Origin of the sequence: Nocardia sp. NPDC056100 (genome assembly GCF_042266325.1) — a bacterium.
In the GTDB taxonomy this organism is placed as follows: domain Bacteria; phylum Actinomycetota; class Actinomycetes; order Mycobacteriales; family Mycobacteriaceae; genus Nocardia.
Window position 1 is genome coordinate 1024570 of sequence record NZ_JBHJVY010000002.1, and the last position, 24656, is coordinate 1049225.

The 24656-nt window shown below is 65.0% G+C and carries 24 protein-coding genes; 10 read left to right on the forward strand and 14 right to left on the reverse strand.

Annotated features, from left to right (window positions below; translation table 11 throughout):
* Positions 1-8 precede the first annotated feature (8 nt).
* Both ACFC0O_RS16730 and ACFC0O_RS16735 read right to left on the reverse strand, forming a co-directional pair.
* Positions 9-602 (reverse strand): hypothetical protein, encoded by a 594-nt coding sequence (locus ACFC0O_RS16730; protein ID WP_375958641.1) that lies wholly within the window; start codon positions 600-602, stop codon positions 9-11.
* Positions 602-1975, reverse strand: a complete 1374-nt coding sequence (locus ACFC0O_RS16735; protein WP_375958643.1) for an ABC1 kinase family protein — start codon at positions 1973-1975, stop codon at positions 602-604. Before ACFC0O_RS16735 ends, ACFC0O_RS16730 begins: the two co-directional genes overlap by 1 nt.
* Before the next feature lie 140 nt (positions 1976-2115).
* Between ACFC0O_RS16735 and ACFC0O_RS16740 the strand changes: the two genes are divergently transcribed.
* Positions 2116-2832, forward strand: a complete 717-nt coding sequence (locus tag ACFC0O_RS16740) for a TetR/AcrR family transcriptional regulator (RefSeq protein ID WP_375958645.1) — start codon at positions 2116-2118, stop codon at positions 2830-2832.
* On the opposite strand, the gene ACFC0O_RS16745 is transcribed toward ACFC0O_RS16740, so the two are convergent.
* Positions 2760-3710: an alpha/beta hydrolase gene (locus ACFC0O_RS16745; RefSeq protein WP_375960746.1), complete on the reverse strand. Its 951-nt coding sequence runs from the start codon at positions 3708-3710 to the stop codon at positions 2760-2762. The two genes, ACFC0O_RS16740 and ACFC0O_RS16745, sit on opposite strands and share 73 nt — an antisense overlap.
* Positions 3711-3972: 262 nt before the next feature.
* Positions 3973-5178: an esterase/lipase family protein gene (locus ACFC0O_RS16750; protein WP_375958647.1), complete on the reverse strand. Its 1206-nt coding sequence runs from the start codon at positions 5176-5178 to the stop codon at positions 3973-3975.
* A gap of 413 nt (positions 5179-5591) precedes the next feature.
* Between ACFC0O_RS16750 and ACFC0O_RS16755 the strand changes: the two genes are divergently transcribed.
* Complete coding sequence (locus ACFC0O_RS16755; protein ID WP_375958648.1) at positions 5592-6113, forward strand: YdcF family protein; 522 nt, start codon at positions 5592-5594, stop codon at positions 6111-6113.
* Here the strand turns inward: ACFC0O_RS16755 and ACFC0O_RS16760 are convergent.
* Entirely contained in the window at positions 6097-7320 is a 1224-nt protein-coding gene (locus ACFC0O_RS16760; protein WP_375958650.1) for a PucR family transcriptional regulator, read from the reverse strand. The genes ACFC0O_RS16755 and ACFC0O_RS16760 overlap by 17 nt on opposite strands.
* 470 nt (positions 7321-7790) lie before the next feature.
* On the opposite strand from ACFC0O_RS16760, the gene ACFC0O_RS16765 reads away from it, so the two are divergent.
* On the forward strand, positions 7791-9827 hold the full coding sequence (locus ACFC0O_RS16765; protein ID WP_375960748.1) for an AMP-binding protein: 2037 nt from the start codon (positions 7791-7793) through the stop codon (positions 9825-9827).
* A 3-nt stretch (positions 9828-9830) separates the two neighbouring features.
* On the opposite strand, the gene hpnE is transcribed toward ACFC0O_RS16765, so the two are convergent.
* Positions 9831-11252, reverse strand: coding sequence for a hydroxysqualene dehydroxylase HpnE (gene hpnE, locus ACFC0O_RS16770; protein ID WP_375958652.1), 1422 nt, complete (start codon positions 11250-11252; stop codon positions 9831-9833).
* Between the two features lie 118 nt (positions 11253-11370).
* On the opposite strand from hpnE, the gene ACFC0O_RS16775 reads away from it, so the two are divergent.
* Together ACFC0O_RS16775 and ACFC0O_RS16780 are read left to right on the forward strand one after the other, a co-directional pair.
* A complete protein-coding gene (locus ACFC0O_RS16775; RefSeq protein ID WP_375958654.1) occupies positions 11371-11985 on the forward strand; it encodes a hypothetical protein in 615 nt (204 codons plus the stop codon).
* A gap of 23 nt (positions 11986-12008) precedes the next feature.
* Positions 12009-12377, forward strand: a complete 369-nt coding sequence (locus ACFC0O_RS16780; RefSeq protein ID WP_375958656.1) for a hypothetical protein — start codon at positions 12009-12011, stop codon at positions 12375-12377.
* Here the strand turns inward: ACFC0O_RS16780 and eno are convergent.
* The gene (eno, locus tag ACFC0O_RS16785) at positions 12340-13638 is read right to left on the reverse strand and encodes a phosphopyruvate hydratase (RefSeq protein WP_375958658.1); all 1299 of its coding nucleotides are present in this window, start codon (positions 13636-13638) and stop codon (positions 12340-12342) included. The genes ACFC0O_RS16780 and eno overlap by 38 nt on opposite strands.
* 110 nt (positions 13639-13748) lie before the next feature.
* Here eno and ACFC0O_RS16790 point away from each other — a divergent pair, with 110 nt between their 5' ends.
* A complete protein-coding gene (locus ACFC0O_RS16790) occupies positions 13749-14684 on the forward strand; it encodes a LysR family transcriptional regulator (protein ID WP_375958660.1) in 936 nt (311 codons plus the stop codon).
* Here ACFC0O_RS16790 and ACFC0O_RS16795 read toward each other — a convergent pair.
* From ACFC0O_RS16795 to ACFC0O_RS16810, 4 genes are read right to left on the reverse strand one after another with little or no spacing between them, the layout of a single operon-like run.
* Positions 14663-15283, reverse strand: coding sequence for a dihydrofolate reductase family protein (locus ACFC0O_RS16795; protein WP_375958662.1), 621 nt, complete (start codon positions 15281-15283; stop codon positions 14663-14665). The two genes, ACFC0O_RS16790 and ACFC0O_RS16795, sit on opposite strands and share 22 nt — an antisense overlap.
* On the reverse strand, positions 15283-15756 hold the full coding sequence (locus tag ACFC0O_RS16800; RefSeq protein WP_375958664.1) for an SRPBCC family protein: 474 nt from the start codon (positions 15754-15756) through the stop codon (positions 15283-15285). The genes ACFC0O_RS16795 and ACFC0O_RS16800 overlap by 1 nt, the downstream gene beginning before the upstream one ends.
* Complete coding sequence (locus ACFC0O_RS16805; protein ID WP_364648882.1) at positions 15753-16130, reverse strand: metalloregulator ArsR/SmtB family transcription factor; 378 nt, start codon at positions 16128-16130, stop codon at positions 15753-15755. The genes ACFC0O_RS16800 and ACFC0O_RS16805 overlap by 4 nt, the downstream gene beginning before the upstream one ends.
* A gap of 56 nt (positions 16131-16186) precedes the next feature.
* On the reverse strand, positions 16187-17503 hold the full coding sequence (locus ACFC0O_RS16810) for a family 1 glycosylhydrolase (protein WP_375958666.1): 1317 nt from the start codon (positions 17501-17503) through the stop codon (positions 16187-16189).
* Positions 17504-17703: 200 nt separating this feature from the next.
* Between ACFC0O_RS16810 and ACFC0O_RS16815 the strand changes: the two genes are divergently transcribed.
* From ACFC0O_RS16815 to ACFC0O_RS16830, 4 genes are all read left to right on the forward strand, one after another.
* Positions 17704-18150 carry a hypothetical protein gene (locus ACFC0O_RS16815; RefSeq protein WP_375958668.1) on the forward strand — a complete coding sequence of 149 codons (447 nt, stop codon included), beginning with the start codon at positions 17704-17706 and terminating at the stop codon, positions 18148-18150.
* 90 nt (positions 18151-18240) lie between these two features.
* A complete protein-coding gene (locus tag ACFC0O_RS16820) occupies positions 18241-19137 on the forward strand; it encodes a DUF1295 domain-containing protein (protein WP_375958670.1) in 897 nt (298 codons plus the stop codon).
* Positions 19134-20264, forward strand: a complete 1131-nt coding sequence (locus ACFC0O_RS16825; RefSeq protein ID WP_375958672.1) for an FAD-dependent oxidoreductase — start codon at positions 19134-19136, stop codon at positions 20262-20264. Before ACFC0O_RS16820 ends, ACFC0O_RS16825 begins: the two co-directional genes overlap by 4 nt.
* A gap of 535 nt (positions 20265-20799) precedes the next feature.
* On the forward strand, positions 20800-21309 hold the full coding sequence (locus ACFC0O_RS16830) for an SMI1/KNR4 family protein (RefSeq protein ID WP_375958674.1): 510 nt from the start codon (positions 20800-20802) through the stop codon (positions 21307-21309).
* Here ACFC0O_RS16830 and ACFC0O_RS16835 read toward each other — a convergent pair.
* From ACFC0O_RS16835 to ACFC0O_RS16845, 3 genes are read right to left on the reverse strand one after another with little or no spacing between them, the layout of a single operon-like run.
* Complete coding sequence (locus ACFC0O_RS16835; RefSeq protein WP_375958676.1) at positions 21295-23025, reverse strand: AMP-binding protein; 1731 nt, start codon at positions 23023-23025, stop codon at positions 21295-21297. The two genes, ACFC0O_RS16830 and ACFC0O_RS16835, sit on opposite strands and share 15 nt — an antisense overlap.
* 57 nt (positions 23026-23082) lie before the next feature.
* Positions 23083-23688, reverse strand: coding sequence for a hypothetical protein (locus tag ACFC0O_RS16840; RefSeq protein ID WP_375958678.1), 606 nt, complete (start codon positions 23686-23688; stop codon positions 23083-23085).
* A gap of 13 nt (positions 23689-23701) precedes the next feature.
* Positions 23702-24655: an MlaD family protein gene (locus tag ACFC0O_RS16845; RefSeq protein WP_375958680.1), complete on the reverse strand. Its 954-nt coding sequence runs from the start codon at positions 24653-24655 to the stop codon at positions 23702-23704.
* Position 24656 lies beyond the last annotated feature (1 nt).

A 24656-nucleotide genomic window follows, 5' to 3' on the forward strand; every position in this document is an offset into this window, starting at 1 on the left:
TATTCGCTTCACGGGATGACGTAGGTGGCTTCGACCTGGTCGGTGATGGTCGGGCCGTATGGATCATTCGGATCATAGAACTCGATGTCAGGGCGGGTGCCCGGGCGCAGAGTCCACATCGGGATCGGCGTGAACCGGCCGGTCAACCAGTCGACAAGATAGTTGGTCACCGTTCCGTCGTAGTAGCCCCACTGGATTTGGTCCGCGTCGGTGAAAACAAGGGTCCATCTATCGGGATTCGGGTCGTGCGCATCCCAAAGTGCGTAGCAGCCCCCGAAGGATGCACCCCACTGGATCAGGGTCGCTGGAGTGACCGAGACGCCGGGAGGAATTCGGGTCGCTGGATCACCGATGTCCTCGGCTGCCAGATGCACACGTGATGCGAAGGTGACGTCAGCCAAATCTATGTACTCATTGGCGCTCGGCCTGAACATGTGCAGTCTGTTGCAAAACCGGATGTCGCCATAGGCCTCGAACAGAAGCTTGAAGTCCTGCGGGATCTCGGTGACGCCGAGCCGTTGCTCGACGGCCGTCCAGTCGAAAGTGCGACCGTACCCGGCCGGCGGAGGCAGTAGCTCCTTCAGATCGTCGAGCGCGGTCATCACATCGACTCACGCCATTTCGCTGTCACACAACCGATTTCGGTGGTGGGCGGTTCGTTGTACAGCCATTCGCGGGCTATGCGGTGCCAGTTGTTGGTGGAGACGAGTTGGCCGAGGGCGGCGAAAGTGAAGAGGTCGGCTCGGCGGGAGAAGACGTGTTCGGGCGGTAGGAGTTGTTTGCGCATGCCTTGGAATTCGGCGGAGCGCGGGTTTACGGCGAGAATTACTGCGCCGGTTGCTAATTCGGGGGTGATGGTGATTTCTTCGTCGAGCAGGTGCCAGCCGGTGGCGGCCCAGACGTAGTCGAGGCATTCCTGGGCGCTGACGCCTGCGCGAGGGTCGATGATGCCGCGGTCCACCCATTGGCGGTGGATGTCTTCGCCGCGGTGTTCGGCGGCGGCTTGCAGGGCGGTGCGTTCGAAGCCGACGTGCAGCGGGTCCATACGGTGGTAGAGGCCGAAGTCGACGAAGGCGAGGCGGCCGTCGGCGGCGAGCAGGATATTGCCGGGGTGGGGGTCGCCGCAGAATTCGTGATCGGTGAACAGGGAGGTGATGTAGAAGCGGTAGATGAGTTCGCCGATGCGGTTTCGGTCGGCTTCGGGGAGAGTGCGCATGTGGTCGAAGGGGCGGCCTTCGACGAATTCGGTCACCAGTACGTGGTGTCCGCAGAATTCTTCGATGCTGTCGGGGACGGTGATGTAGGGGTGGTCGCGATAGCGTGCGGCGACCAGATGCTGGGTGCGTGCTTCGCGCGGGTAATCGAGTTCGGCGCTGATATTGCTGGCGATCTCGTCCAATACGCCCGCGTCGGCCGCGCTGGGTAGCGCGGATTTCCATAGCTTGCTGAAGAATTCGAGGTTGCGCAGATCTGCTGCGACGGCCTCGTCCACGCCGGGATATTTCACCTTCACCGCGACGGTGCGGCCGTCGTGCAGCCGCGCGCGATAGACCTGCCCGATCGAGGCTGCCGCTATCGGAGTCTCGTCGAAGTCGGCGAATACGCCCGATAGCGGTCCGAGGTCGTCCTCGATGACCTGCCGCATTGCCGGGAACGACACCACGGGAGCCCGATCGCGCAATTCTGCGAGTTTGGCCCGGAACATTTCGCGATGCGATTCGGGTATCAGGCCGACATCGAGAACGGACAGCATCTGCCCGATCTTCATCGCGCCGCCCTTCATCCCGCCCAGAATGGTCACCAGCTGCTGCGCGGCCTGCAACGCGGAGCGTTCGGCGAGAATCGCGCGCGCTTCCTCGGGTTGGCCGATCATCGCCAGCCGGGTTCCGGCGCCCCGGATGGCCTGTCCGGCGGCCAAGCGACCCATCCGGCTGCCCCTGGTCAGCCGTCCCTTGGGTACCCGACCTGACGCCATGCGCACCTCCATGGGCCTGCGCGCGGGGGTGCATGCCATCAGCCCTGTGGCGCAATAACTTACAGCATCGCGAAACGATCTTCGAGAGCCGGAAAATGAGCAATACTCATCCTTACCGGAAAGTAGGGAGGGAGGTCGAGATGCCGCCCAAGAATGCAGGTCAGCGACGTCGCCCGGCCCAGCAGCGTTCGAGAGAGACCCGGGAACACATCCTGGATACCGCTGCGCGATTGTTCGGTGAGCGCGGTATCAATGACACCTCGACGAATCGCATCGCCGCCGAAGCCGAGGTGAGCATCGGCACCGTATACCGCTATTTCGCCGATCGCTCGGTCATGGTGGACGAATTGCTGGGCCGCCTGCTCGACCGTATCGAGCGCGCTTTCACCGAATGGCTCTCGGGTTTTCCGCAGCACTCGGTCGCCTCGCAGCCGGATTTCACCCGCGCAGCGGTGGTCGTGGAGATCCTGGAGGTGTTCACCGAGGAACTCGTCACCAACGCGAAACTGGTGCGCGCGCTGGTGGGCGGCGTGCAGTTCTACAGCAGCGGCCTGCCCGAGTTCGAGCCGCGATTGCGGCTATTGGTCAAGGTGCTGCTGATTCAGATCCTCGGACCGGGCAATGACCGCAAGTACGACGTGATGGCATTCGTATTCGTCAATACCGGCTTCGCGGGCGTACTGCGCGCTTCCGCGATCGAGGTCGATCCCGAGGAACGCGCAGAGATCATCACCATGACCGGCCGGATGATGGCCTCGTGGATCGAAGCCGAGATCGCGACGGATCAATTGCCGCCCGGCACACCCAGTCCCGCGGCAAGCACCGGCCAGGACCGCACCAGCGCGTCCTTCCAGTAACCCCAGGAGTGGGTGCCGGTCGGCTGGAAATCGAAGGTGGCGGGAATCGCGAGATCGGCCAACCGTGTCTGGAGGTTGTGCGTGCACCAGTTCACCGCCGCCTCGAGCACCCCGCCGATCACCAGCTGATTGACGAAACCCCTTGGCCCGCTTTGCATGTATTGACCGTTGTAGACGTCGTACATGCCGGGGACTCCGGTGCCGGTAGAGACGAACAGTGCGGTCCCGCGCAACTGGTCCGCATGCACATACGGATCATTGGCCGCCCACATCGGATCATCGTCCGGCCCATACATATTCACCGTATTGCCGCCGCCCCAGCCCTCGACCGCGGTCTTGACGAACTGCCTGCCGATAGGATCGCTGATCTGCGCACACCCGCTGTAGGCCGCCACCGCGCGATACAGCCCAGGCGCGGCGATCGGCAGCTGCAACACTGATGTGCCCGAAGTCGACAGTCCTGCCAGGGCATTCACGCCGTTGGCATGGAACTCCGCGTCGATCAGCGGCGGCAACTCCTCGGTCAGGAACGTCTTCCACTTGTAGACACCGAGTTTCGGATCGGGCGCGCGCCAGTCGGTGTAGTAACTCCACCGACCCCCGATCGGTTGCACCACATTGACGTTCTTGTCCGCCAGGAACCCCGGCACATCGGTATTGCGCTGCCAGGTGGCGCTGTCCTGGCCGCCGCCTCCGCCGTTGAGCAGATACAACGTCGGCGCGGACGCCGAAGTATCGGGCGGCCGTTGCACATTCACCATGATGTCGGTATTCATCGCCGCCGAGTGCACCCGCAATTGCACGGTGCGCCCGTCGAGCGCCCAGGACCCGGTGATCGCGGACCCACCGTCCGGGGCGGCCTGCGCGGGCACCACCATCGCGAGCAGGACCGAAGCGGTGGCGAACACACTGCGGCACAAGAGATTCAGGGATCGATTAGACATCTGCGCTAACTCCTCGAACGAAAAATGACGCGAGGCCCACCGGGGTCAGGGAGCCCCCGGCGGGCCTCGCGCGCAGGCTGCGGAGCTCCGGCGAGAGCACGCACGGGTCCAGCGGCACTCGGCGAAGTGCGGGCCTGCGAGGTGTACCGGATGCCGTCAGGGTGCGTGGACGGCCCGATACACGTGTGTGGATCGGCTACAGCGAGCCGCCACCGCCGACGAGCGGCGGGTTGAAGGTGCACTGCAATGGAACGCTGTGCGCCGGGTCCAGTGCCCGCAACGCGATCGACAGGGCACGCGGGGAGTACATCATCGTCAGGTGGTCGGACAGATCCTGATCGCAGCCGTCCTGCAGCACGATATTGTCCACGTGCGCCCCCGGGACCGCCTTGAGGAAGGTCAGCTCGTAGGGGTTGGTGACCTCGTCATAGCGGGTGCCGACGACGGTGTAGTCGATGCCCGGGATGGTGTCGCCGTTGGCATTGAGTTTGTTCACGAAATCCGAGCCGATGGTCTGCTGAATTCCCGCGTGACCCACGAAGATCTCGATGAGCCCCAGCACGTCGATGCCCGCATTGTTGATCATGCGGCCGAGCGCGCCGATGCCGTCGAGTGAGGTGCCGTGATGGGTGGCACCGAAGGTGACCAGGTGCTGCACCTTGGGGCCGCCGCCTTCGAACTTGGTGTACCAGTTCGCCATCGCCCCGCCCTGCGAGTGCGCGACGATATCGACCTTCGGCGCGCCCGTCGCCGCGAGGACGCGATCCACGAAGGCGGCCAACTGCTTCGCCGAATCCTGGATATAGCCGGTGCCCATCACCCCGGGCAGGACCGAACCCAGCCCGCCGCCCTCGATCAGGTTGGAGCGGCCGTAGTTGAAGGTGAAGGTGCAGTAGCCCGCGTCCTTGATCGGCTGGCCCATATAGGCGTAGCCGTTGTAGGCGTTCATCCAGGTGCCGTGGATCAGCAGCACCGGGCGCGGATGTTCGGCCGTCGGCTTGCAGCTCCAGTCGTTGGCCCCGGGCGGGGTGGCGTCGGGATGGGCGAGCCCGTAGCCGAACGCGGCCAGCCACGAGGTCATCGACGGCCCGTAAGTCGTTGTGTCGGAAGAGTATCCACCCGACGAGCCCGAGCTGGAACCGGAGCCGCCGTAGCAATCGCCCGAGCCGTTGCCCGATCCCGCGCCGCTGCCGGAGTTGCACGAGGACCCCGAGCCCCCGCTGCCGGAATCGGCGATCGGCCCGCCTTTGAGTCCCGCGTTGATGTAGTCGGCGAGGTTTTGTTCGGTGGGCGCGGGATCGGGGGCCGCGGTGGCGGTCGTCCCGGCGAATCCGACCGCCAGCAGGGAAACCCCGGACAGAATCGCTGACCGTAATGCCCGTGGGCGGGTACTTCGTCTCATTGTGTGCCTTTCTCCGGCCCGATGTACGTCGAGTTCGCTTGCCGCACAATGGGTGGCGGCATCGAAACCGGGATCAAACTAAGCCGGGGCGAGGGCAGGCCAGAAGAGACTGCCGAGGTATCTGGGCGGTTCACCAAATAAGGGGATCCGATTCATGAAGCGCAACAGAGTATTTCCGACAGCTCTATTGACAGCGATTCGCCTCTGCCCGAACAGGATTCGTCCGTCCGTCACAATACCGCGCGGACTCGGTGGTGATCTTTCCAGTTATCGCAAACTATTGCGCACTTTCGACTCGGGCTCACGAATCATCGTGAAACGCCCGGCGGTCCTGCCGGGCATTCCCGCATGGCATTTCTGGAGTTCCCGTGCGCCACTTCGTATTCGCTCCCCTTTCCCGTCGAATCCGCCGCGTGGCCGCGACCGCGGTGCTCGCCACCGGTGTCGCGGCCGTCTGCGTGGCACCCGCGCGGGCCGAGTTCCCGCCCGCGCTGGGGCCGGACTCGGCCATCGTCATCCTGGGTTTCGGCCTGCTGCCCGACGGCACCATGCGTCCGGAGCTGATCGACCGATTGCGGGCGGGCTATGTCGAGGCGCTGGTGTCCACGGCCTCGCCGATCATCGTGACCGGCGGAAACCCGCAGGCCGGGGTCACCGAGGCCCAGGCCATGGCCGAATGGCTGATCGCTCGCGGAATGCCGCGTGAGCGTGTGCATTTGGAGCAGGCCGCGCGCTCGACGGTCGAGAACGCCGAATTCTCCGCCGAGGTCATGGACACGCTCGGGGCTCGCGATGCGGTCCTGATCACCTCGGGATATCACCTGCCCCGGGCGCTGGCTACATTCGGCGCCGCGGGGGTCGCGGTGAGCGGCACCTACACGCCCGATGAATTACTCGAACTGATGCGCGTTTTCGGCCCTAACGCTGATCGTTGAATGTCCGGGCGATCAGTGCCGAACGCAGTTGCCACAGCCCGGAATTCGCTGCCGGATCGAATCCGGTGAGCTGGCGTACGCGTTTGATCCGGTAGTCGACGGTATTGGTGTGGATATGCATCAGATGCGCCGTGCGCTGCCGATTCAGATTGTTGCTGATATGACAGCGCAAGGTCTGCAACAGTTCTGGATAGTCGTCCAGCGGATCCAATAGCGCGCCGAGAGTTTCACGCCCCGGTCCGGGCCGGGTGAGCTGATATTCCAGCGCCATATCGGTGAATCGATACAGCCGCGCCACACTGTGCAGGCGCTTGACCATATCGAGCAGCTCGTGCGCGCGATCGGCCGCGGACGGCACATCATCGGGCGCGCTGATCACCACCGTCGCCATAACCGGCACATGCGCCGCCGCGGAGAGCCGTGCCACCAGTTCGTCGAGCTCGCTGTCCGCCAGTGCGGTAGTGGGAATGAGCACCGTGCCACCGTCCACGCTCAACAGCGCCAAAGCCGTTCCGGCGCAGCGGGTCGCCAGTTCGGCTTGCAGTCGCCGCAGTTTGCGCCGCGCCACCACCTCCCCGTCGAGCATCGGATGCAGCTCATCAGGATGACGCGGAATATCAAGGGCCAGAACCGAATACTCCGCCGCGAGCTCGATCCCGCATTCGCGCGCCATGGTCGAGGTCGAATGCCCGCCCAGTAGCGCCGAGGTCAGCGTGTGCACGGCGTTGTGGTGTTCGCTGACCACCGCCTTGTGCTCGCGCACATAGGCGTGCGCCACGGTGACGCTGATGGCGTCGAGCATCTCGATCACCCGTTTGGCGCCGTCCATGAGATTGGTGTGGTCCTGCGCCGAGGAGTTCGCGGAGATGAGATCCATCCCGTATTTGAAGCCCTCGTGGATGGAGTGCAGGATGCTGTCGATCGGCACGCCCTCGCGCGCCCAGCCACCGGCCGTCTCGGCCAGTCGCCCGATCTTGGCGGGCATGTCCTGGCCGTCGAGCATCCCGACGGCCATTTCCAAACACACGCGCGTCACCGAGGTGACCTCACCGGCGAGGAAATCTCCGGGCATGGTGCCGCAGGGCGCCACCTTGTCGACGAAGAGTCCTACCAGTTGTTCCGAAACCGTCCGCACATCCTGGAGTGGGTTGGACATTGGTCTGCCCGACACGGTCAGGCCCGTTCTGAGTGCTCCCTCGGTGGTCATCGTTGACTCCTTCCGTTGTGGTCTACCGCACGTCAACGGTGGAGTTCGAACTCTAAAGTGGTCGAGGGCTCACTTTCTACTCTCCTTCGCGGCGCATTGGGTGTGATCGTTAATCTTGGCTCTACCTGGAGGTATGTAGCGAAGAGGTGAACTTCGAGCCGCTGCGACCGCACACTTTCGACAACAATGCTCAGCTTTCGGCGATAGCGAATCACGACCACCTCCAGGGCCTCATCGTGGAGGGAGATCGAGAATTTTGGGAGAGTTCGGCAGTAACGCCCCACTCGCGCTGGTATTCACCACAAACCTCTTCCGCCTCCGGTCATCGGCCGAAATACGCTGTTACCGTTGATATTCGGAATCCGCCGACGCATTCCATCTCCCGAGTGCGCGGCTGTCCCGATCGTCATGGACACCTGGTAGAACGGCCCGCGAAATTGGTTACCGAAATCTTCGATACGACAGTGGATATGCCGGTCGCACCGGAATCGGTCCGGGAACTGCTGGTCGACCCGCAGCTGTATCCGAGGATATTCGCCGGGGTCGGCGCCTGCGAGCAGCTCGAAACGCTCCTCGACGGGCTGACCTGGCTGATCCGCATCGGCACCCCCGCCACCGGGGTGAGCTCCCGCCGCGCCATCTTCCGACCGGATCGGCGCGGCGGGCTGCAATTGCGATGCTTGGAAACCGGTGCGCTGGTGAATGTGCGGTTGCGCAAGCGGGACGAGCACACCCGGCTCACCGTCACGTTCTTCGGAGCCGGGCGCATACATCCCGCGGTGGCCGAGCTATCGAATACCGAGGTCATCGCCTGGGTCGAGGCCGGGTTGCACCGGCTGGGGGAATTGCTCTCGGGCGCGGACACCTCGGTCGTGGTCAATGGTGAGGATCGGCCGCTGCGGCGGCGCGCGCAGGTGGCAGGGCAGATCATGTCGACCGGCGTGGTGCGGCCGCTGCGCCCGATCCGCTCGGTGAAACAGATTGGTGGCCTGGCGAAATGGGGGTTCAACCTGGCGGGAGGCTACGCCGCCGCAGCCGCGTACACACCCGATCGGATCGCGGTGATCGATGACCGCGGTTCGCGGACATTCCGGGAGATGCATGACCGCAGCCGGGCATTGGCGGGCGCGATGTCCGGTCTCGGACTCGGTCCCGGGGACGCGATCGGACTGCTATCGCGCAACCATGCCGAGATGGTCGAAACCATGGTTGCCGCAGGCAAACTCGGTGTAGACGTCTTCCTGCTCAATGCCGGACTCTCCGCGCGGACCATCGAAGATATCGTGCAGCGGCACCGGCTCACCTCGCTGTTCGCCGATCAGGAACTGGTGCCGCTGATCGACTATCTGCATCCCGACATCCATCGCTACCTCACCGATGCACCCGATGAGGACGATTCGGTGGACGGCTTGATCGCACAGAGCAGCAAGGGCTTTCGCGCTTCGTCGCGTCGAGGCCGATTGATCGTGCTGACCTCGGGAACCAGCGGCACCCCCAAGGGCGCGCGCCGTCCGCATCCGCGCGGGTTCGCCACCATCGCCGCGCTGCTGTCCCGAATCCCGTTGCGCATGAACGAAACCATGGTCATCCCCGCACCGCTGTTCCACACCTGGGGTCTGGCGGCGTTGCAACTGAGCACCGCGCTGCGCGCGACGGTGGTGCTGCCCAGCCGATTCGACGCGCAGGACTGTCTGCGCCTGATCGCCGAACATCGCGCGAGCACCCTCATCGTGGTCCCGACCATGGTGCAGCGCATCCTCGACCTGCCGCTCGAGGTGCGCACCCGCTACGACCTGTCGAGTCTGCGCGTGGTCGCCAGTTGCGGTGCGCCACTGGCCGGTCCGACGGTGCTCCGCTTCATGGACGCGTTCGGTGACGTCCTCTACAACACCTACGGCTCCACGGAGGTTTCGTGGGCCTCCATCGCCACCCCGGCGGATCTGCGCGTCTCCCCCACAACCGCCGGGCGACCGCCCCTGGGCACCCGGGTCTCGGTGCTCGATCAGGACCGCAAGGCCGTCCCGATCGGTGCCATCGGCCGCATTTACGTCGGCAACCACATGCTTTTCGACGGCTACGTCAACTGCCCGCCCCCGGACGAGGCGCGCGGCCTGCTCGATACCGGCGACCTCGGCTACCTCGATGTCGCAGGCCGTCTATTCATCGCGGGCCGCGACGACGAGATGATCATCTCCGGCGGCGAGAACGTCTTCCCCCGTCCCGTCGAAGAAGCCCTGTCCCACCTCCCGCAAATCAGCGAGGTCGCCGTGGTCGGCGTCCCCGACCAGGAATTCGGCCAGCGCCTGGCCGCATACATCGTCAAACGCGAAGGCTCCGACCTGGATCCGCACATGATCCGCACCTACATCCGCCACCGCCTGAGCCGCTTCAGCGTCCCACGCGACATCGTCTTCCTCCCCTCGCTGCCCCGAGGCGAAACCGGCAAGGTCGTCAAACGCCTGCTCACCGGCGGCCTCTCCGACAACCTCGCGCCGTCGCCGTACTGAGTGTCAGGGTCGTGTCGAGGAGCCACCGAGGTGAGCGATCACGACTTCCACTGCGCGCGCGGCGCTTTCGGCGGCGGCCTCCATGGTCGAGGGGAGTTCGGTGCGGGTCCAGTCCCCGGCCAGAAACAGGCCGGGGATCGAGGTGCGTTGGGGTAGGCGCAGGTCTTCGAAACCGGGTTGGGCGGAGAAGGTGGCTCGGGGCTGGTGGATGACGTGGGTGCGCAACACCTGTGCGTCGATGGAATCGGGGTAGTGCTGGTGCAGCGATTGCAGTGCGCGGGAAGTGAATTCGGCGTTCTTGAGGTGCAGGACATCGTAGGAGGCGCTGACCGCGAGGGCGTAGCAGTGGCCGTCGGCGGTGTCGTCGTGCATGCCGCCGGTGTCGAATACCCACTCGATCGTGGTGTCGCGCAGGTTTTCCGCGAGCCGCCGCATGCGCAGCGGGCGGTCCAGCCAGACGTACACGCTGGAGATCGGGGCGGCTTCGATCTTGCGGGCCGGGGCGAATTCGTCGAAGCGGCCGAGGTTTCCGTGATCGATCAGGGTGGTCAGCGACCAGGGCGGGACCGCGAGGACGACGGCGTCGGCGGCGATGGTGCGGCCGTCGGAGAGTTGTATGCCGGTGGCGCAGTCGCTTTCCAGCACAACATCGGAAACGCCTATGCCGGTCAGGATTTCGGCATGTCGGTCGCGCAGGAACTGTTTGGCCGGAGCGACGAAGAGCTCATGCAGGCTTACCCGCGGCCACACCGCGTCCCCGGCCCGGGGATTCCCCGCCAAGGCGCGCCCGGTCAGGAAATGCAGCGCCTGTGCGAAGGTGTACGCCGACACCCGTTCCGGCTTCTCGTTCAGCAGGCCGATCACGAACTGATCCAGCACGAGTGCACGCAGCGAGCGCGGTGCGCCGATGCTATGGAACCAGCGATCCACCGTGACCGAATCCAACTCCGGTCGCGGCTTGCGTGCGGCCGCGGCCAATGCCAGCCAGGTTCGCAGGGCGGCAGGGCGATCGCGCAGCGGAATCGGCGGCCAGGCCAGCCACGCCAATCCCAGCACGCGATGCGTCCGGCGTGGCAGCCATTTCGGCGATCGCATGGTCAGCAGCCGATCGGGCCCCGTCCGGACCGCGAAAGGCGGTGCGTCCCAGAGCAATCGATCCCGGGTCGCGATCGTGCCGGTGTATCGCAAGAGCGCGTCGTAGCAGCCCGCGAACAGATGCGGTCCGTTGTCGACCAGCCCCCGCACTCCGGCGACCTCGAACGACATCGTGCGGCCGCCGAGCCGACCTCGCTTCTCCACCAATGTAATTCGATATCCACGCTCGGCAAGCCACACCGATGTCGCGAGCCCGGCCAGTCCCCCGCCCACCACCACGACATGCGATGTCTTGTTCGTGGGCTGTTCCGATCGCCGGTGGTACGCCATGGCCGTCTCCAGTCCGATTCCCAGTTAAGTTAATACTGATTCTATCTATACCGCATCTTTGAACAGCATCACTATGTAAATATGTGCTCCAACATTCACAGAATGACGAGGTGGGCTCATGAGCGATTCCGATACGGGTGGTTTCCACCGCAGGAGACCGAAGGGTGCGCGCCCGGGCGCACTCGTACCGGTCCCCACCGGTCCACTCGATGCCCGCACCGAACGCGCGGTCGTCACCGAACTCCTCACCCTGCTTCCGGCAACGTCGACTCCGGAGCTGGCGAAGATATCGAACATGCCCGAGGCGGCCATCGACGATCTGCGAATCTCCCTGCTGCTCAACGGTGATTCGAAGCCGGCGCGGATTGCCCGCTACCGTCGTCGCGCCCTGCGCGCGGCCCGTGCGAACGAATCCGCCGGATCGCCCCCGGCCGCCATGAGCCACTCGCCCATGCTGCGCGAGTTGCGTCGCAACTCCACCCTGCGTGACACCGAGTCCGGCCGCCGTCTGCTGCGCCGACTGGATCTGCCCAACTTCCAGGATCCGCACTGGGAACGCATCCTCGGCGAACTGCCTCCACATCGCATGGCCATGCTGGCGAGTCTGGCCCGAGACTGCGCCGACCGCTGGCGTGCCCTGGCTGACACATTGGAAACCGGAACCCGCACACCATATGGCAAACTGTCTGAGACAAGATCGCTCGCGGAGTCGCCCGACCCGGACCGGGCGTGATCCAGCGAACCCGGGAGCGAATCATGACCAGTAGCAGAAGACAACGTCAGGCTGAGCAAGCACTGATCGCGGGTAAGACTCCCAAGAACCCGGTCGTCATCACCGCGCGCACCCCCGACAGCACCCGCGCCCGGCTCTTCGGCCTCGGATTGGCTGGGACGGGGGCGGCGCATTTCACCGCTCCGCAGATCTTCGATCCCCTCACCGGCAAAGCCTTCCCGCACTCGACTCGCAGCTGGACCTACCGCAACGGTTTCACCGAACTGCTTGTCGGCCTGGCCATCACCTTCCGCCGCACCCGCCCCTTGGGGACCATCGGGTTTCTGGCCTACGTCGCTTTTCTCGCGAGTCGCCTCACCTCGAGCTCGGGGTCCGCGCGCCCGCAAGCGTGAGGGCTCCCGCGTAGCGGGCCTGAGGGCCGAGTTCGGCTTCGATGCGCAGGAGTTGGTTGTACTTCGCGGTGCGGTCCGAGCGCGAGAGTGAACCGGTTTTGATCTGTCCGCATCCGAGGGCGACGGCGAGATCGGCGATGCTGGTGTCCTCGGTCTCGCCCGAACGATGCGAGATGATCGATGAGTTTCCGGCCTGCTGAGCGATAGCGGCGGTGTCGAAGGTTTCGGTGAGGGTGCCGATCTGATTGATCTTCATCAGAATCGAGTTCGCCATGCCGGTTCGGATACCATCGCGAAGCAACTCCGGGTTGGTGCAGAACACGTCGTCACCAACGAGCTGGCAGCGATCGCCGACGGCGGCGGTGAGTGCGGTCCAGCCGTGCCGATCGTCTTGTGCGAGAGGGTCTTCCATGGAAACGATCGGATAGCCGTCGAGCAGTTTCGACAGATAGCCGATGTGTTCGTCGATCGTCCTGACGATGCCTTCCCCGCGATAGTGATACGCGCCGTCGATGAAGAACTCCGAGGCCGCGGGGTCGAGCAGCAGCACGACGTCCGTACCGAGCCGGTACCCGGTCGCCTCGACCGCCGCCACGATGTAATCCAGCGCCTGCTCCGCCGTGCGCAGATTGGGTGCGAACCCGCCCTCGTCGCCGACATTGGTGTTCTCGCCCGCCGCGGCCAAATCGGCACGGAGAGTGTGGAATACCTCCGCCCCGATCCGCACCGCCTCACCGAAGGTGTCTGCGCCGACGGGGGCGATCATGAATTCCTGGAAGTCGAGCGGATTGTCCGCGTGGGCTCCCCCATTGATGACGTTGAACATCGGCAGCGGCAGTAGCCGAGCCGCAGCCCCGCCGAGGTAGCGGTACAACGGAATTCGGTGTGCCGCGGCGGCGGCCTTGGCCACGGCCAGCGAAACCCCCAGCATGGCATTGGCTCCGAGCTTGGACTTGTCCGCGGTCCCGTCCAAGCTGATCATCGCGTGGTCGATCGCCGCCTGATCCTCGGCATCCATCCCGACCACGATCGACGCGATATCGGCGTTGACATGCGACACCGCGGTAAGGACGCCGCGACCGTGAAAACGCGACCGATCCCCATCGCGCAATTCGACCGCCTCGCGAGTACCGGTCGAGGCCCCCGACGGCACGCCGGCCCGGCCGATCGAATCGTCCTCGAGGCGCACGGTGACTTCCACGGTCGGATTGCCTCGGCTGTCGAGGATTTCATATCCGACCACCGACTGAATTCGCGTCACTGCAGATCACTCCCTGTTCTGGATGCTGTGCCGACTGGCGTGATCAGTGTCGCGGGGGTGAATACACCGCCGGTAGAGCGTGTTTCCTCGGTGCCCCATAAGGTTGCCCTATGGGTCTGTCGCCGAGAGTCACCGATCTGGGACCGTACGAGCTGCTCGCCACGATCGCCGCCACCGGCAGCATCGGCGCCTGCGCCCGGCACCACGGCCTGTCCCAGCCCGCGGTCAGCACCCGCATCCGCGGACTCGAACAGCGCTTGGGACTACTGCTGCTGGACCGTCATCCGCGCGGGGCCACCCTGACCGAAACCGGACAGCTGGTGCTGCGCTGGGCGCGTCCGGCGCTGGAAGCGACCGCCGGACTCGACCAGGCACTGCACACCTTGACCGGAACGTCCCCGGCCCATCTGAGGCTGGCGGCGAGCACCACCATCGCCGAATTCTTCCTGCCCACCTGGTTCGCGGAACTCCGAAATCGCCTGCCGGGCACCAACATCAGCCTGCTCTGCCACAACAGCGCCGATACCGTCGCCCTGATCCGCCGCGGCGGTGCGGAACTGGGTTTCGCCGAAGCCGGACACATTCCCGCCGAACTCGAGCACCGCCCGGTGGTGCGCGATCGACTCGTCGTAGTCGTCGCCCCCGATCACCCCTGGGCCACCCGCCGTGAAATCACCGCCACCGACCTGGCCACTGCACCGCTGATCCTGCGCGAGACCGGCTCGGCCACCCGCTCGGTCCTGCACGACCGCCTCGCAACCCTCCCCGAACCGCTGACCGTGGTCCCCGCAATGGAACTCACCTCCGCCACCGCCATCAAGAACGCCGCGGCCAGCGGCCTAGGCCCCGCCGTCCTGAGCGAACTGACCGTCCGCGACGAACTAGCCGACCGCACCCTCATCGAAGTCCCGATCCCCACCCTCACCCTCGAACGCAACCTGCACGCCTGCTGGCGCCCCCACCACCGCTTCACCCCACCGGCCCGTCACTTCCTGGAGATCGCCGCCGACAACGCCCGGGACGGTTACCGGGCTCGGACGGCGTAGGTCAGGTGGGTGGCGCGTTTGCCGGGCTCGGCGTTGATCTGTTCCAGGGCAATGCGACTCGCGTCGATACCCTCGAAGAGGCGGATGCCGGTGCCGAACAGGACCGGTGACAGGGCGATGGAGAACTCGTCGATCAGGCCGGCGTTGAGGTACTCCAGGATGGCGGTGCCGCCGCCCGCGATGCGGACGTCTCGGTCTCCGGCGGCGGCGCGGGCTTGGTCGAGGGCGGTCTCGATGCCGTCGTTGATGAAGTGGAAGGTGGTGCCGCCCAGGCGTTTCCAGGGCTCGCGCCGTTCGTGGGTGACCACGAAGACCGGGGTATGGAAGGGGGCGTCCTCGGGCCAGGCTTTTTCGCCGGCGTCGAACATGCGCTTGCCCATGACACTGGCTCCGGTGCGTTCGAATGTCGCACGGGCGATGTCGTTTTCGTGGCCTTCCTCGCCGCCCTGGCCGAGCCCGCCGTTTTCGCGGAAGAAGCGCAGCGGGAAGACCCACTGCTGCAGCTCCATCCACTGCTTACCCATCAGCTCCTCGGCGGATTCGGGGGCGATGAATCCGTCCAGTGACATCGATACGCTGAAGAAAACCTTTCCGGCCATCAGTTCTGCGCTCCCTTCGAAACGATTTCGGTGATGTAGGCGTCGAGCTTGGCCAGGGTTTGGCGGCCGCCTTCGACGGCGTGGTACTTCTCGGCCGCTTCGTCGCGCAGTTCCTTGGTGGGGAATATCGTGCGCATTTCCAGCCGGGTTGAGGTGCCCTCGGGGGCGAAGGTCAGGATGGATTCGAAGGCGTTCGGATCGTCCTGGAATTCACCGTGCCGCAGCGTGATTCGCTCCGGGGCGGTGATCTCGGTCCAGGAGATCCACTCCTGGTAATCGGTTCCGTCCGGGCCGCGCATCACGAAATCCCATGTGCCGCCGACGCGAAAGTCGAATGCGCGCGTGGTGGTGATGAAGCCTTCCGGTCCCCACCACTGCGAGAGGTGGCGGATGTCGGTGAACGCCTCGAACACCAACTCCCTCGGGGCGCTGATGCTGCGGGAGATCACGATCTCGCGGTCGGCCGTTGTCATTGATCCCGAACCCATTCGGTTGTCCCTTCGTTTGCCGTTGTGGATGGCGCCTGCGCGAGGGTTTGCACGTATGCGTCCAGCCGGTCGAAGCTCGCGTTCCAGAACCGCTCGAAACCACCCGCCCATTCGTGAATCGGTCGCAGGCCGGTGGCGTCGAGGCCGTACAGGCGTTGTTTGCCCACCTTGCGGTCCCTGACGAGGCCGACCTCCCGGAGTACCCGTAGGTGCTTGGAGGCCCCGGGCTGGGTCAGACCCAGCTCCTGGGCCAGCTCGGTCACCGGGCGCTCACCACCGCGCAGCAGTTCCAGGATCTCCCGTCGCTGCGGCTCGGCGATCGCGTTGAAGACGTCCGATGTCGTCGCTGCTCGTGCCATGCGACCATCATATTCCCATATCGGTATGCGTCAAGCCTCGTCGCTCAGCTCAGGCTTCAGCGTGCAGTGACCGGGGTAGCGCAGCTTGCGGGCGGATCCACCAGCTGACAGTCCGCGACCGGGCGAACCGGCAGGTAGTCCGCAGCCACGCCATCGTGGGCGATGATGTCGCGATAGGTGGCGACCGCGTCGGTGGGGATGCGCGTCAGGGCCGGATCGGTGCGCACGTTGACCGTGTAGAGGCCGAATCGCGGTGCGTACGAACCCCATTCGAAGTTGTCGGTCAGACTCCAGTAGTTGTAGCCGATGACATTCATGCCGTCGGCCTTGGCGCGCTGGAGCCAGTAGACGGTGTCCCGCAGATGATCCGAGCGGGTGTAGCCGTCCCCACGGGGATGTCCGTCGTAGGTGGGCATCCCGTTCTCCACTATCCACAACGGTTTTTCGGGGAACTGTCGCGAATAGTGTTGCAGCGCAAAGTAGATTCCCTCCGGGCTGATCGGCAGATCCCACATGCCTGCGGGTGCCGCCGCAGCGCCTTGCGTTTGCGCGGCGAGTTCGGGTGCGGCATAACCGAAGTAGTAGTCGACCCCGATGAAATCGAGCTTGTCCCCGATCAACGCCATCAACGGCCCGTTGACCTGCGATTCCGCCCCGGCGACATAGCCGACGTTGCTGGTTACCAGCGCATTCGGCTGCACCTGATGGATGTAGTCGTAGATGCCGTTGTGCGCCTGCGCCACCCGGCCCAGCATCTGATCGGCGTCGGTCCCGTTCTGAGTCACCTCGTGCATGATGTAGGCGACCGGCTCATTGATCGTCACCCACACCGGGTTGCGCACCGCGTACCGGTCCACCACCTTGCGCATATTGGTGAGCCAATCCGCCACCATGCCCGGGTTGCGCCACCCGCCCCGATCGGCCTCCCACCCCGGATACACCCAGTGATCCAGCGTCAGCATCGGCCGCATCCCGGCCGCGACAATGGCATCGATCAATCCGTCGTAGAACCCGAAAGCCGCCGAATCCCACACTCCCGCTTGCGGTTCCAGCCGAGCCCACTCCACTCCGACCCGAAAGACCTTGACGCCCATCTGCTTCGCCAGCGCGATGTCGGACCGATACCGAGACCGGAAATCGACCGAATCGCCGAGCCGATCCCACCCCGGATTGGCCTGGATGTAGCGGGTCCAATTGCTATCGGGTGACTGACCTTCGGATTGAAACCCGGAAGCGGCCACACCCCACAGGAATTCATCGCCGAGCACACTCGTGAGCCGCTCCGGCGCGGTACCGGCCGTCCCGGGCACCAGGAACAAAACAGCGACCATGACCAGCCAGATCGCGACAAGGCAACGAAATCGAGTGCGCATCAGCACTTCCCCGGAGACTGCACTCGAATTGAGTGAAAACTACTACTGACTCCTGGATAGCTGCGCTTTATCTCGGGAATGTGCCGGACAGATAGTGGTTTGGCTCAATATCGCGCCCGTCGAGGTTGCCGAAACGTCGCCCGGGGCACCCGTGTCGGCGTTATCATTCACTCGGACACGACATTTGGCCTGGAGGCGCGGTGTTGCAGTACATTGCTTTGGCAACCCTGCTCGCCACCGCCGCATCCGGCCTGATCATTCTCGGCGCCTGGCTCACCCGCAGCGAAGTCCGCCGCGCCCGTACCCGTCACGGCCGCCACCGCCGCCTCCCTCCAACCCTGGTCTTCGGCCACATCGCGCTGGCCCTGGCCACGGTCATCACCTGGCTGCTCTTCGTCCTCACCGGCACCCGCCCCATCGCCGCCCTCGCCGTCGCGTTCCTCATCCCGACCGCGCTCCTCGGCTTCACGATGCTGCTGCGCTGGTACCCCACCTACCGCACCGGCGAACCCTTCGGCACCGCCCCCGGCGCCGCTCACCGTCTCCCCCCAGCCCGCAACCTTCCGCTGCGAATAGTCATCACCCACGGCTGCTTCGCGCTCGCGGCCGCCACCCTCATCCTCGCCGCGTTCGTGTCCACCCACTGACCGGCAAGACGACGACTGCTCTTGCCGCGGCACGCGATCAGTTGCCTCAGAACGCTGTTAACTAGAACTCGTTCTAGGTACGGTCGGGGCATGAACAAGACCGGGTCGATTGTGCGCGTCGGGGTCGCGTATGTGCTCGCCTTCGGGGCGGGTGGTGCGTGGCTGGCGTGGGGGCCTGAGACGGCGAGTTTGCTGCTGGATGGGTTGATCGCCGATGTGATCGCGACCTTGGTGGTGTTCGCGGCCAGTCGGGTGCACAAGAACTCCAGCTTCTATGACGCGTACTGGAGTGTGCTGCCGCCGCTGTTGATGATCGCGTGGTGGGTGAAGCTCGATTCTGGTGGGGCGCGGGCCTGGCTGGTGCTGGGGGTGATCGTGTTCTGGGCGGTCCGGCTGACCGGGAACTGGGTGTACGCGTTTCCCGGTTTGCATCATGAGGATTGGCGCTATCCGATGATTCGGGCGCGTGCGGGTAAGGCCGAGGCGCTCGCCGATCTGGTGGGGATTCATCTCTTTCCGACATTGCAGGTCTTCGCCGGGATGCTGCCGGTGTACGCGGTGCTGACCCATACCGATCGCGGTATCGGGTGGCTCGATATCGTCGCCGCCGTGGTCGGCATCGGTGCGGTGGTGCTCGAGTTCACCGCCGATCTGCAGATGTATCGCTTTGTCGCGCATCGCCGTCCGGGTCAGGCCATGGATCAGGGGCTGTGGAGTTGGTCGCGGCATCCGAATTACTTCGGGGAGTTCGCCTTCTGGCTGTCGCTGGGGCTGTTCGGCCTGGCCGCGGCACCGCACGCGTGGTGGTGGGTGCTGCTGGGCGCGGTCGGCATGTACGCGATGTTCCAGGGCGCGAGCATCCCGATGATGGAGCAGCGCAGCCTGGAACGGCGACCGGAATACCAGCGGGTGATCGATCGGGTGCCGCGTTTCGTGCCGCGCCCGCCGCGCAAGGTGAATCGCGAAGCAAGTGAGCACATCGCATGAGCCGCCCGCGCATTATCGTTGCGGGCCTCGGGGACACGGGCCTGCTGACCGCGATCCATCTCGCCAAACACGCTGACGTGCTGGGCATTTCCGCCAAGCCCGGCCTGGTCAGCGGCCAGGAGCTGGGCATGCGACTGTCGCGTCCCGGCGAATGGGCGCGCGACTACTGGGTGCCCTTCGATCGCTTCCATCGGCTGGATTCGGTGCGCACCGTGCACGCCAGTTTGACGGGCCTGGACGTTCAAGCTCGTCGCGTCCATTTCACCGGCCCCGACGGAACCCCCGCCACGGAACCCTATGACGCCCTGGTGATCTCGACCGGAGTATCCAACGGCTTCTGGCGACGCCCCGAGCTGCAAACCCGTGACCAGGTCGCCGCCACCATCGCCGCGGACCACGCACGCCTCGCGACAGCGGATTCGGTGATCGTCCTGGGTGGCGGCGCTGCAGCGGTCAGCACCGCGTTCAATGTCGCCACCACGTGGCCGGGCAAACAGGTAGACCTGTATTTCCCAGGCGACCGAGCACTCCCCCATCACCACCCCCGGGTGTGGCGCACATTGAGTGCTCGACTCGACCGCCTCGGAGTCGGACTGCACCCCCGTCACCGCGCCATCATCCCCGACGACTTCGCCTGCGACGACATCACCGGTGACCCGGTCGAATGGAGCACCGGTCAACCGAAAACCAAAGCCGCAGCGGTGCTCTGGACCATCGGCCGAACCGTCCCGAACACCACCTGGCTTCCCCGAGAACTGTTGAACGAGAACGGTTTCGTCAACGTCGACCCCTACCTCCGCGTCCCCACCGCCCCCGGCGTCTACGCGATCGGCGACGTAGCCGCCACCGATCCCCTGCGCACCTCGGCCCGCAGCCGCGCCGATTCCCTACTGGCACACAACATCCGAGCCGACCTCACCGGCGGCGAAGCCAAACCCTTCATCCCCGCGCGCCGCCGCTGGGGTTCGGTGGTAGGCACTCAGCGCAACACCTTGGAGATCTTCACCCCAACCGGCCGAGCTCTCCCCATCCCGGCCTGGTCCCGCCTGCAACCATTCATCGTGCGCCGAGGCATCTACGGCGGCATCAGGAATCAGCCGCATGATCCGGTGGATCCGGTGAAGTAGGGCCCCCGATCCGCACCGAACGATAGAAATCGACGGGTAGTCCTGAGCCTCAGAAATCCTGGCCGCCTGCGGGCATTCCACCCCAGGGCCTTCCGGATCCCCAACTGCCGTTACTGCCACCGCCCCTGCCGCGCGGCTTGAAACGGCGACCGCCATGAAACGAGGTCAGGTACGCGTCCCGCCAGCGCGGCCAGTCCAGATATGTTTGCCCAGCATCCTGCCGGTAGCGCCGGTACCTACTTCGCGCCCTGGAGAACGGCAATTTGGTCTCCCGTGCAGCCCTTCTCGCCGCAGCGCGCGCCTGCGCGATTTCCTTGGCTGAGAGTGGGATGGGAGGATCGGCGAAAATACCCGCACTACGCAGCATCATCATTCCCCTTGTTGGCTGCTGTCGGTCACTTTCGATTGTCCGAGTCGACGACACATCGGCACCAGACCGAGATTCTGGGGTGGCGGAATCTAGAGTTGCCCCATGGGTAACGCTGAAATGTTGCCATCGACTGGTGGCGGGGCTCATGGTGACTGGGTGCCATCGATGATTTCGATGTTGAAGGCACAGCAGCGGGACTGGTACGACCGCAATTCCGGGACCGGACGCATGTCGGAATGGATGTTGAGCGCACCGAACCCGGGTGCCGCACCGGACGATATCCAGGCTGCGGAATCCACTCTCGGTCTTCGGTTCGATGATCAATACCGACAGTGGCTCTCCCACGTCAACGGCTGGACCGCATTCTCCGGCGGCGGTGATCTCTACCCGCTCGGCGACATTTCGAAGAACTCCCCGGAGCATCGCGCCATGCTCGATATGTTCCGCGAATCCTTGATCGAACCCGGCGATCTCGAAATGGAATCCTTCGACAACCTGGTTCTCATCGGCGGCACTCCCGACGGCATCCAATACGTCACCGTCGGCAGCCCCGAACAGCGGCGGACCACCGCACCGGTATGGGAAATCGAGGACATCGAATACACCCGATTCGGCGACCTGAAGGAATTCCTGACCCGAGAGGTGGTTTCGCGAAGAGGTCTAATGCTCGGGTGACCCGAGGGATTCGGCCAGGTCGGTGAGCGCCTTGTGTTTGAGTTTGCCTGTGGTGGTGCGAGGTAGGTCCTGGACGAAGTGGACATCGCGCGGGACCTTGTAACGCGCCAGGTTCTGGTTGACGTGGGCGCGGACTTCTTCGGGGGTGAGGTCGGCGGTGGGTTTACGGACTATGAAGGCGGCCAGGCGTTGGCCGAAATCGGCGTCGGGAACGCCCCAGACAGCTGCCTCGGCTATGGCGGGGTGGGTCAGGAGGGTTTCCTCTACCTCTTGGGGGTAGACGTTCTCGCCGCCGGAGACGATCATTTCGTCGTCGCGGCCGTCGATGAAAAGCCTTCCAGCGGAGTCGAAATGGCCTACATCGCCGGTGCTCATGAAGCCGTCGATGACTTCCTTGCCGCCACCGCCGCTGTAGCCGCTGAATTGGAATGGGTTGCGGTTGAAGATGCGTCCGGTGATATCGGGTGGGACCGGGGTGCCGTTGTCGTCCAGGAGACGGAGCCGGACCAGACCGCGGATAGGGCGGCCCACGGTGCCGGGGGCGGCGCGCAGATCTTCGGGGAGAGCCACGGTGCAGGGTCCGATTTCGGTGGAGGCGTAGGCGTTGAACAGGATGTCGCCATAGGCGTCCATGAATTCGGTGCCCAGGTGCGGGGGCAGCGGCATGGCACCGCTGGGGACCGAAACCAGAGACGCGGTGTCGTAGCCGGTGCGGACTTCCACGGGCAGGTCCATGATTCGCTTGATCATGGTCGGGACCAGGAATGCGGCTGTGGCGCGGTGCTTTTCGATGCTGGCGAGCACCCATTCGGGCGAGAAACGGGTGGTCATGATCAGGGGTGAGGTGGTGGCCAGACCGCTGACGAGGCCCAGCATGCCCATGACGTGATGCATGGGCGGCGCGAGCACCATGGGCCGTCCCGGAATCGGGATGGCGCGCAGGCGCGCGAAACGCGGTGCCTCGGCGGCCAGCATCAACAAGCGCGGGTGCAGATAGGACGCCTTCTCACGTAGTTCGCGAATTCCCATGCGCCGCAACGCGCCCTTGGGAGTGCCGGTGGAGCCGGAGGTCAGAATCACCAGCTGGCTACCGCGTGCGGGACGCACCACCGCCCGCCGGGTGCGGGCCACCAGTTCGTCGATGGCGGGCACCGGTGCGCCCGAGACGGTGGAAACCGGCGGCAGGCCACCGTGTTTCGCGATCACGCGCACGCCGGTGAACCCGGCGTGCTCGACCCGCTGATGGAATTCCGCATCGTAGATCAGCACGTCGATGCCGTCGCGCTCGATGACCCCGCGCAATTGCGGCCCGGAGAAGTCGTAGTTCATCGGCACCAGATCGGCCGACAGCCGCGCCCCGGCGAGCAACCCTTCGACGAAGCCGCGGTGATTGCGGCACAGCACCGCGACCTTCGACCCCGGTCCGACGTCGTAGTCATCACGCAGCGCCGCCGCGAGCCGGATCACTCTGCGCTGCAACTGCTCCGCCGTGATCGCGCCCTCGTCATCGATGATGGCGGGCCGATCCGGATGCCGCGCCGCCGACAGCGCCAGCAGCGTCGCCAGCCCGACCCCGTGCCGAAGTGCGGCGACGGTCGCCGGGGTGCGGCGCATCGGCACGGTTCGCAGGGCCGCCCGGGTGAGCGGCGCCCAGTATCGGGCCGCATCGGCCAGCGCGGCGGTCGGTGACGCGATACCGCGCCCGGTGTCAGTCATGAGTCATCCATTCCGGCGGGAAGTTTCGAACGGCGTACCCGGTCGGGCCGCCCGCATTCACTTGAGCGGCAATGCCGCGGCGGTGCCGCCGACGTCGGTGATCTTCCAGTCCGCGTTCTTGTCCACGGTGATGTTGTAGGTGACGGTCGTCTGCACACCCTGCGGGTTCTGCGCATTGGTGGAGGTGACATTCACGAATACGTCCACCTTGTAGCTGCTGCCGGACACCGATTCGGCCTTGGCCGCGATCGGCGAGGCGGTGGAGGTCCATTGCAGCGGAACCATCAGCTCCTGCAACTTGGGCGCGGTCGCGTCGAACGTATTGGCAAGCTGGGGAACGGTATTGGTCTTGAGCTTGGCCACCCAGGAGTTGAAGTCCTTGTAGTTGATGGTGGCCGCGCCGACCGCGTAATCGGTGGCGACCTGCTCGGCGTGCCTATCGTCGGCCGCGGCGGCCGTACGGTCGGCGAGCTCGCCGCGCGACTGCCACAGCAGCACACCGACGGTGCCCGAGATGAGCAGCAGCACCACCGCCACCGCTCCGGCGATCAGCGTGGACACCGGCAGTGACAGCGTCACCGACGGCTTGCCCGCACGCGTATCCTGCTGCACCGCTTCGGTTTCCGTCACGGTGTCGTCGCTCGTCTTCTCCAGTGTGGTCATACTCTTCTCCCAGCTATTTGACTTGGATTTGCAGCCGGACGCCGCCATCCGGCTTCACCGATTGCAGGGCCTGTGCGATCAACGCGGACAGATCGATTCCCGGCAGCGAGCTCGACGCCTGCGAAAGCAGTGGCGCGACAGCGGGATAGGCCGCCCCGAGATCGGGACCGATGATGCGCAGATATTCGGTGAGCTTGGGCAGGAACACCAGCAGACCGTCGCCGGTGGTGTACGCCTCGGGCACCTGGCGCGCGTTCAGCAGCGTCTCCAGCGATTTCACGACGCTCTGCACCTTGACCCCGAATTCACCCCACTTGGGTCCGGCGGTCGCCATATCCGAACCGGCCTTGGCCACATCGGGCCCCGGCACCTGCGCGTTCTGCAGGATGTCCCGCAGCTGCGGCGCGCGGCTGAGCAGTGTGGCGGACAGGAGATTCGAGGCTCGGATCAGATCCGGCAGCACCGCATCGGTACCCGCCAGCGACTGCGAGAAGGTGTTCACCAGCGAGCTGATGGACTGCGGATCGAACTGCTCCAGCAACCGGGTGACGGTATTGGCCATCTCCGGAATCGAGACCGGCATCCTGATCGACTTGGCGTTCACCTGCGCCCCGTCCTCCAGGTACGGCGCTCCCGCCCGCTGCGGCTGGAATTCCAGATACGGCTCACCGAGCGCGGACAGGTATTCGATGGTCACGATGCTGGCCACCGGTATCCGGTACTCCCGCTCGACCCGGAAGTTCACCCGCACCCCGTTGGCCGAGTTCTTGACGTCCGTGACCTCGCCAACCCGTAAGCCGGACAGCAGGATCGGTGACCGCGGCACCAGATTGGCGGCATCGCTCACCTCCATCGAGGCGCTGATGTACTTCTGGAACAGGTTGACCCGCGCGATCCCGAAGGTCAGGTACACGCTGCCGACCACGAAGATCACCGCGATCGCACCCAGCGACAGCACCGAGCTCATG

Bases quoted from the DNA above. Each gene is read 5' to 3' on its own strand.
- ACFC0O_RS16730 (WP_375958641.1), bottom strand. From the start codon at position 602: ATGACCGCGCTCGACGATCTGAAGGAGCTACTGCCTCCGCCGGCCGGG.
- ACFC0O_RS16735 (WP_375958643.1), bottom strand. From the start codon at position 1,975: ATGGCGTCAGGTCGGGTACCCAAGGGACGGCTGACCAGGGGCAGCCGG.
- ACFC0O_RS16740 (WP_375958645.1), top strand. From the start codon at position 2,116: ATGCCGCCCAAGAATGCAGGTCAGCGACGTCGCCCGGCCCAGCAGCGT.
- ACFC0O_RS16745 (WP_375960746.1), bottom strand. From the start codon at position 3,710: ATGGTGGTGCCCGCGCAGGCCGCCCCGGACGGTGGGTCCGCGATCACC.
- ACFC0O_RS16750 (WP_375958647.1), bottom strand. From the start codon at position 5,178: ATGAGACGAAGTACCCGCCCACGGGCATTACGGTCAGCGATTCTGTCC.
- ACFC0O_RS16760 (WP_375958650.1), bottom strand. From the start codon at position 7,320: ATGACCACCGAGGGAGCACTCAGAACGGGCCTGACCGTGTCGGGCAGA.
- ACFC0O_RS16765 (WP_375960748.1), top strand. From the start codon at position 7,791: ATGCCGGTCGCACCGGAATCGGTCCGGGAACTGCTGGTCGACCCGCAG.
- hpnE (WP_375958652.1), bottom strand. From the start codon at position 11,252: ATGGCGTACCACCGGCGATCGGAACAGCCCACGAACAAGACATCGCAT.
- ACFC0O_RS16775 (WP_375958654.1), top strand. From the start codon at position 11,371: ATGAGCGATTCCGATACGGGTGGTTTCCACCGCAGGAGACCGAAGGGT.
- ACFC0O_RS16780 (WP_375958656.1), top strand. From the start codon at position 12,009: ATGACCAGTAGCAGAAGACAACGTCAGGCTGAGCAAGCACTGATCGCG.
- ACFC0O_RS16790 (WP_375958660.1), top strand. From the start codon at position 13,749: ATGGGTCTGTCGCCGAGAGTCACCGATCTGGGACCGTACGAGCTGCTC.
- ACFC0O_RS16795 (WP_375958662.1), bottom strand. From the start codon at position 15,283: ATGGCCGGAAAGGTTTTCTTCAGCGTATCGATGTCACTGGACGGATTC.
- ACFC0O_RS16800 (WP_375958664.1), bottom strand. From the start codon at position 15,756: ATGACAACGGCCGACCGCGAGATCGTGATCTCCCGCAGCATCAGCGCC.
- ACFC0O_RS16805 (WP_364648882.1), bottom strand. From the start codon at position 16,130: ATGGCACGAGCAGCGACGACATCGGACGTCTTCAACGCGATCGCCGAG.
- ACFC0O_RS16810 (WP_375958666.1), bottom strand. From the start codon at position 17,503: ATGCGCACTCGATTTCGTTGCCTTGTCGCGATCTGGCTGGTCATGGTC.
- ACFC0O_RS16820 (WP_375958670.1), top strand. From the start codon at position 18,241: ATGAACAAGACCGGGTCGATTGTGCGCGTCGGGGTCGCGTATGTGCTC.
- ACFC0O_RS16825 (WP_375958672.1), top strand. From the start codon at position 19,134: ATGAGCCGCCCGCGCATTATCGTTGCGGGCCTCGGGGACACGGGCCTG.
- ACFC0O_RS16830 (WP_375958674.1), top strand. From the start codon at position 20,800: ATGATTTCGATGTTGAAGGCACAGCAGCGGGACTGGTACGACCGCAAT.
- ACFC0O_RS16835 (WP_375958676.1), bottom strand. From the start codon at position 23,025: ATGACTGACACCGGGCGCGGTATCGCGTCACCGACCGCCGCGCTGGCC.
- ACFC0O_RS16840 (WP_375958678.1), bottom strand. From the start codon at position 23,688: ATGACCACACTGGAGAAGACGAGCGACGACACCGTGACGGAAACCGAA.
- ACFC0O_RS16845 (WP_375958680.1), bottom strand. From the start codon at position 24,655: ATGAGCTCGGTGCTGTCGCTGGGTGCGATCGCGGTGATCTTCGTGGTC.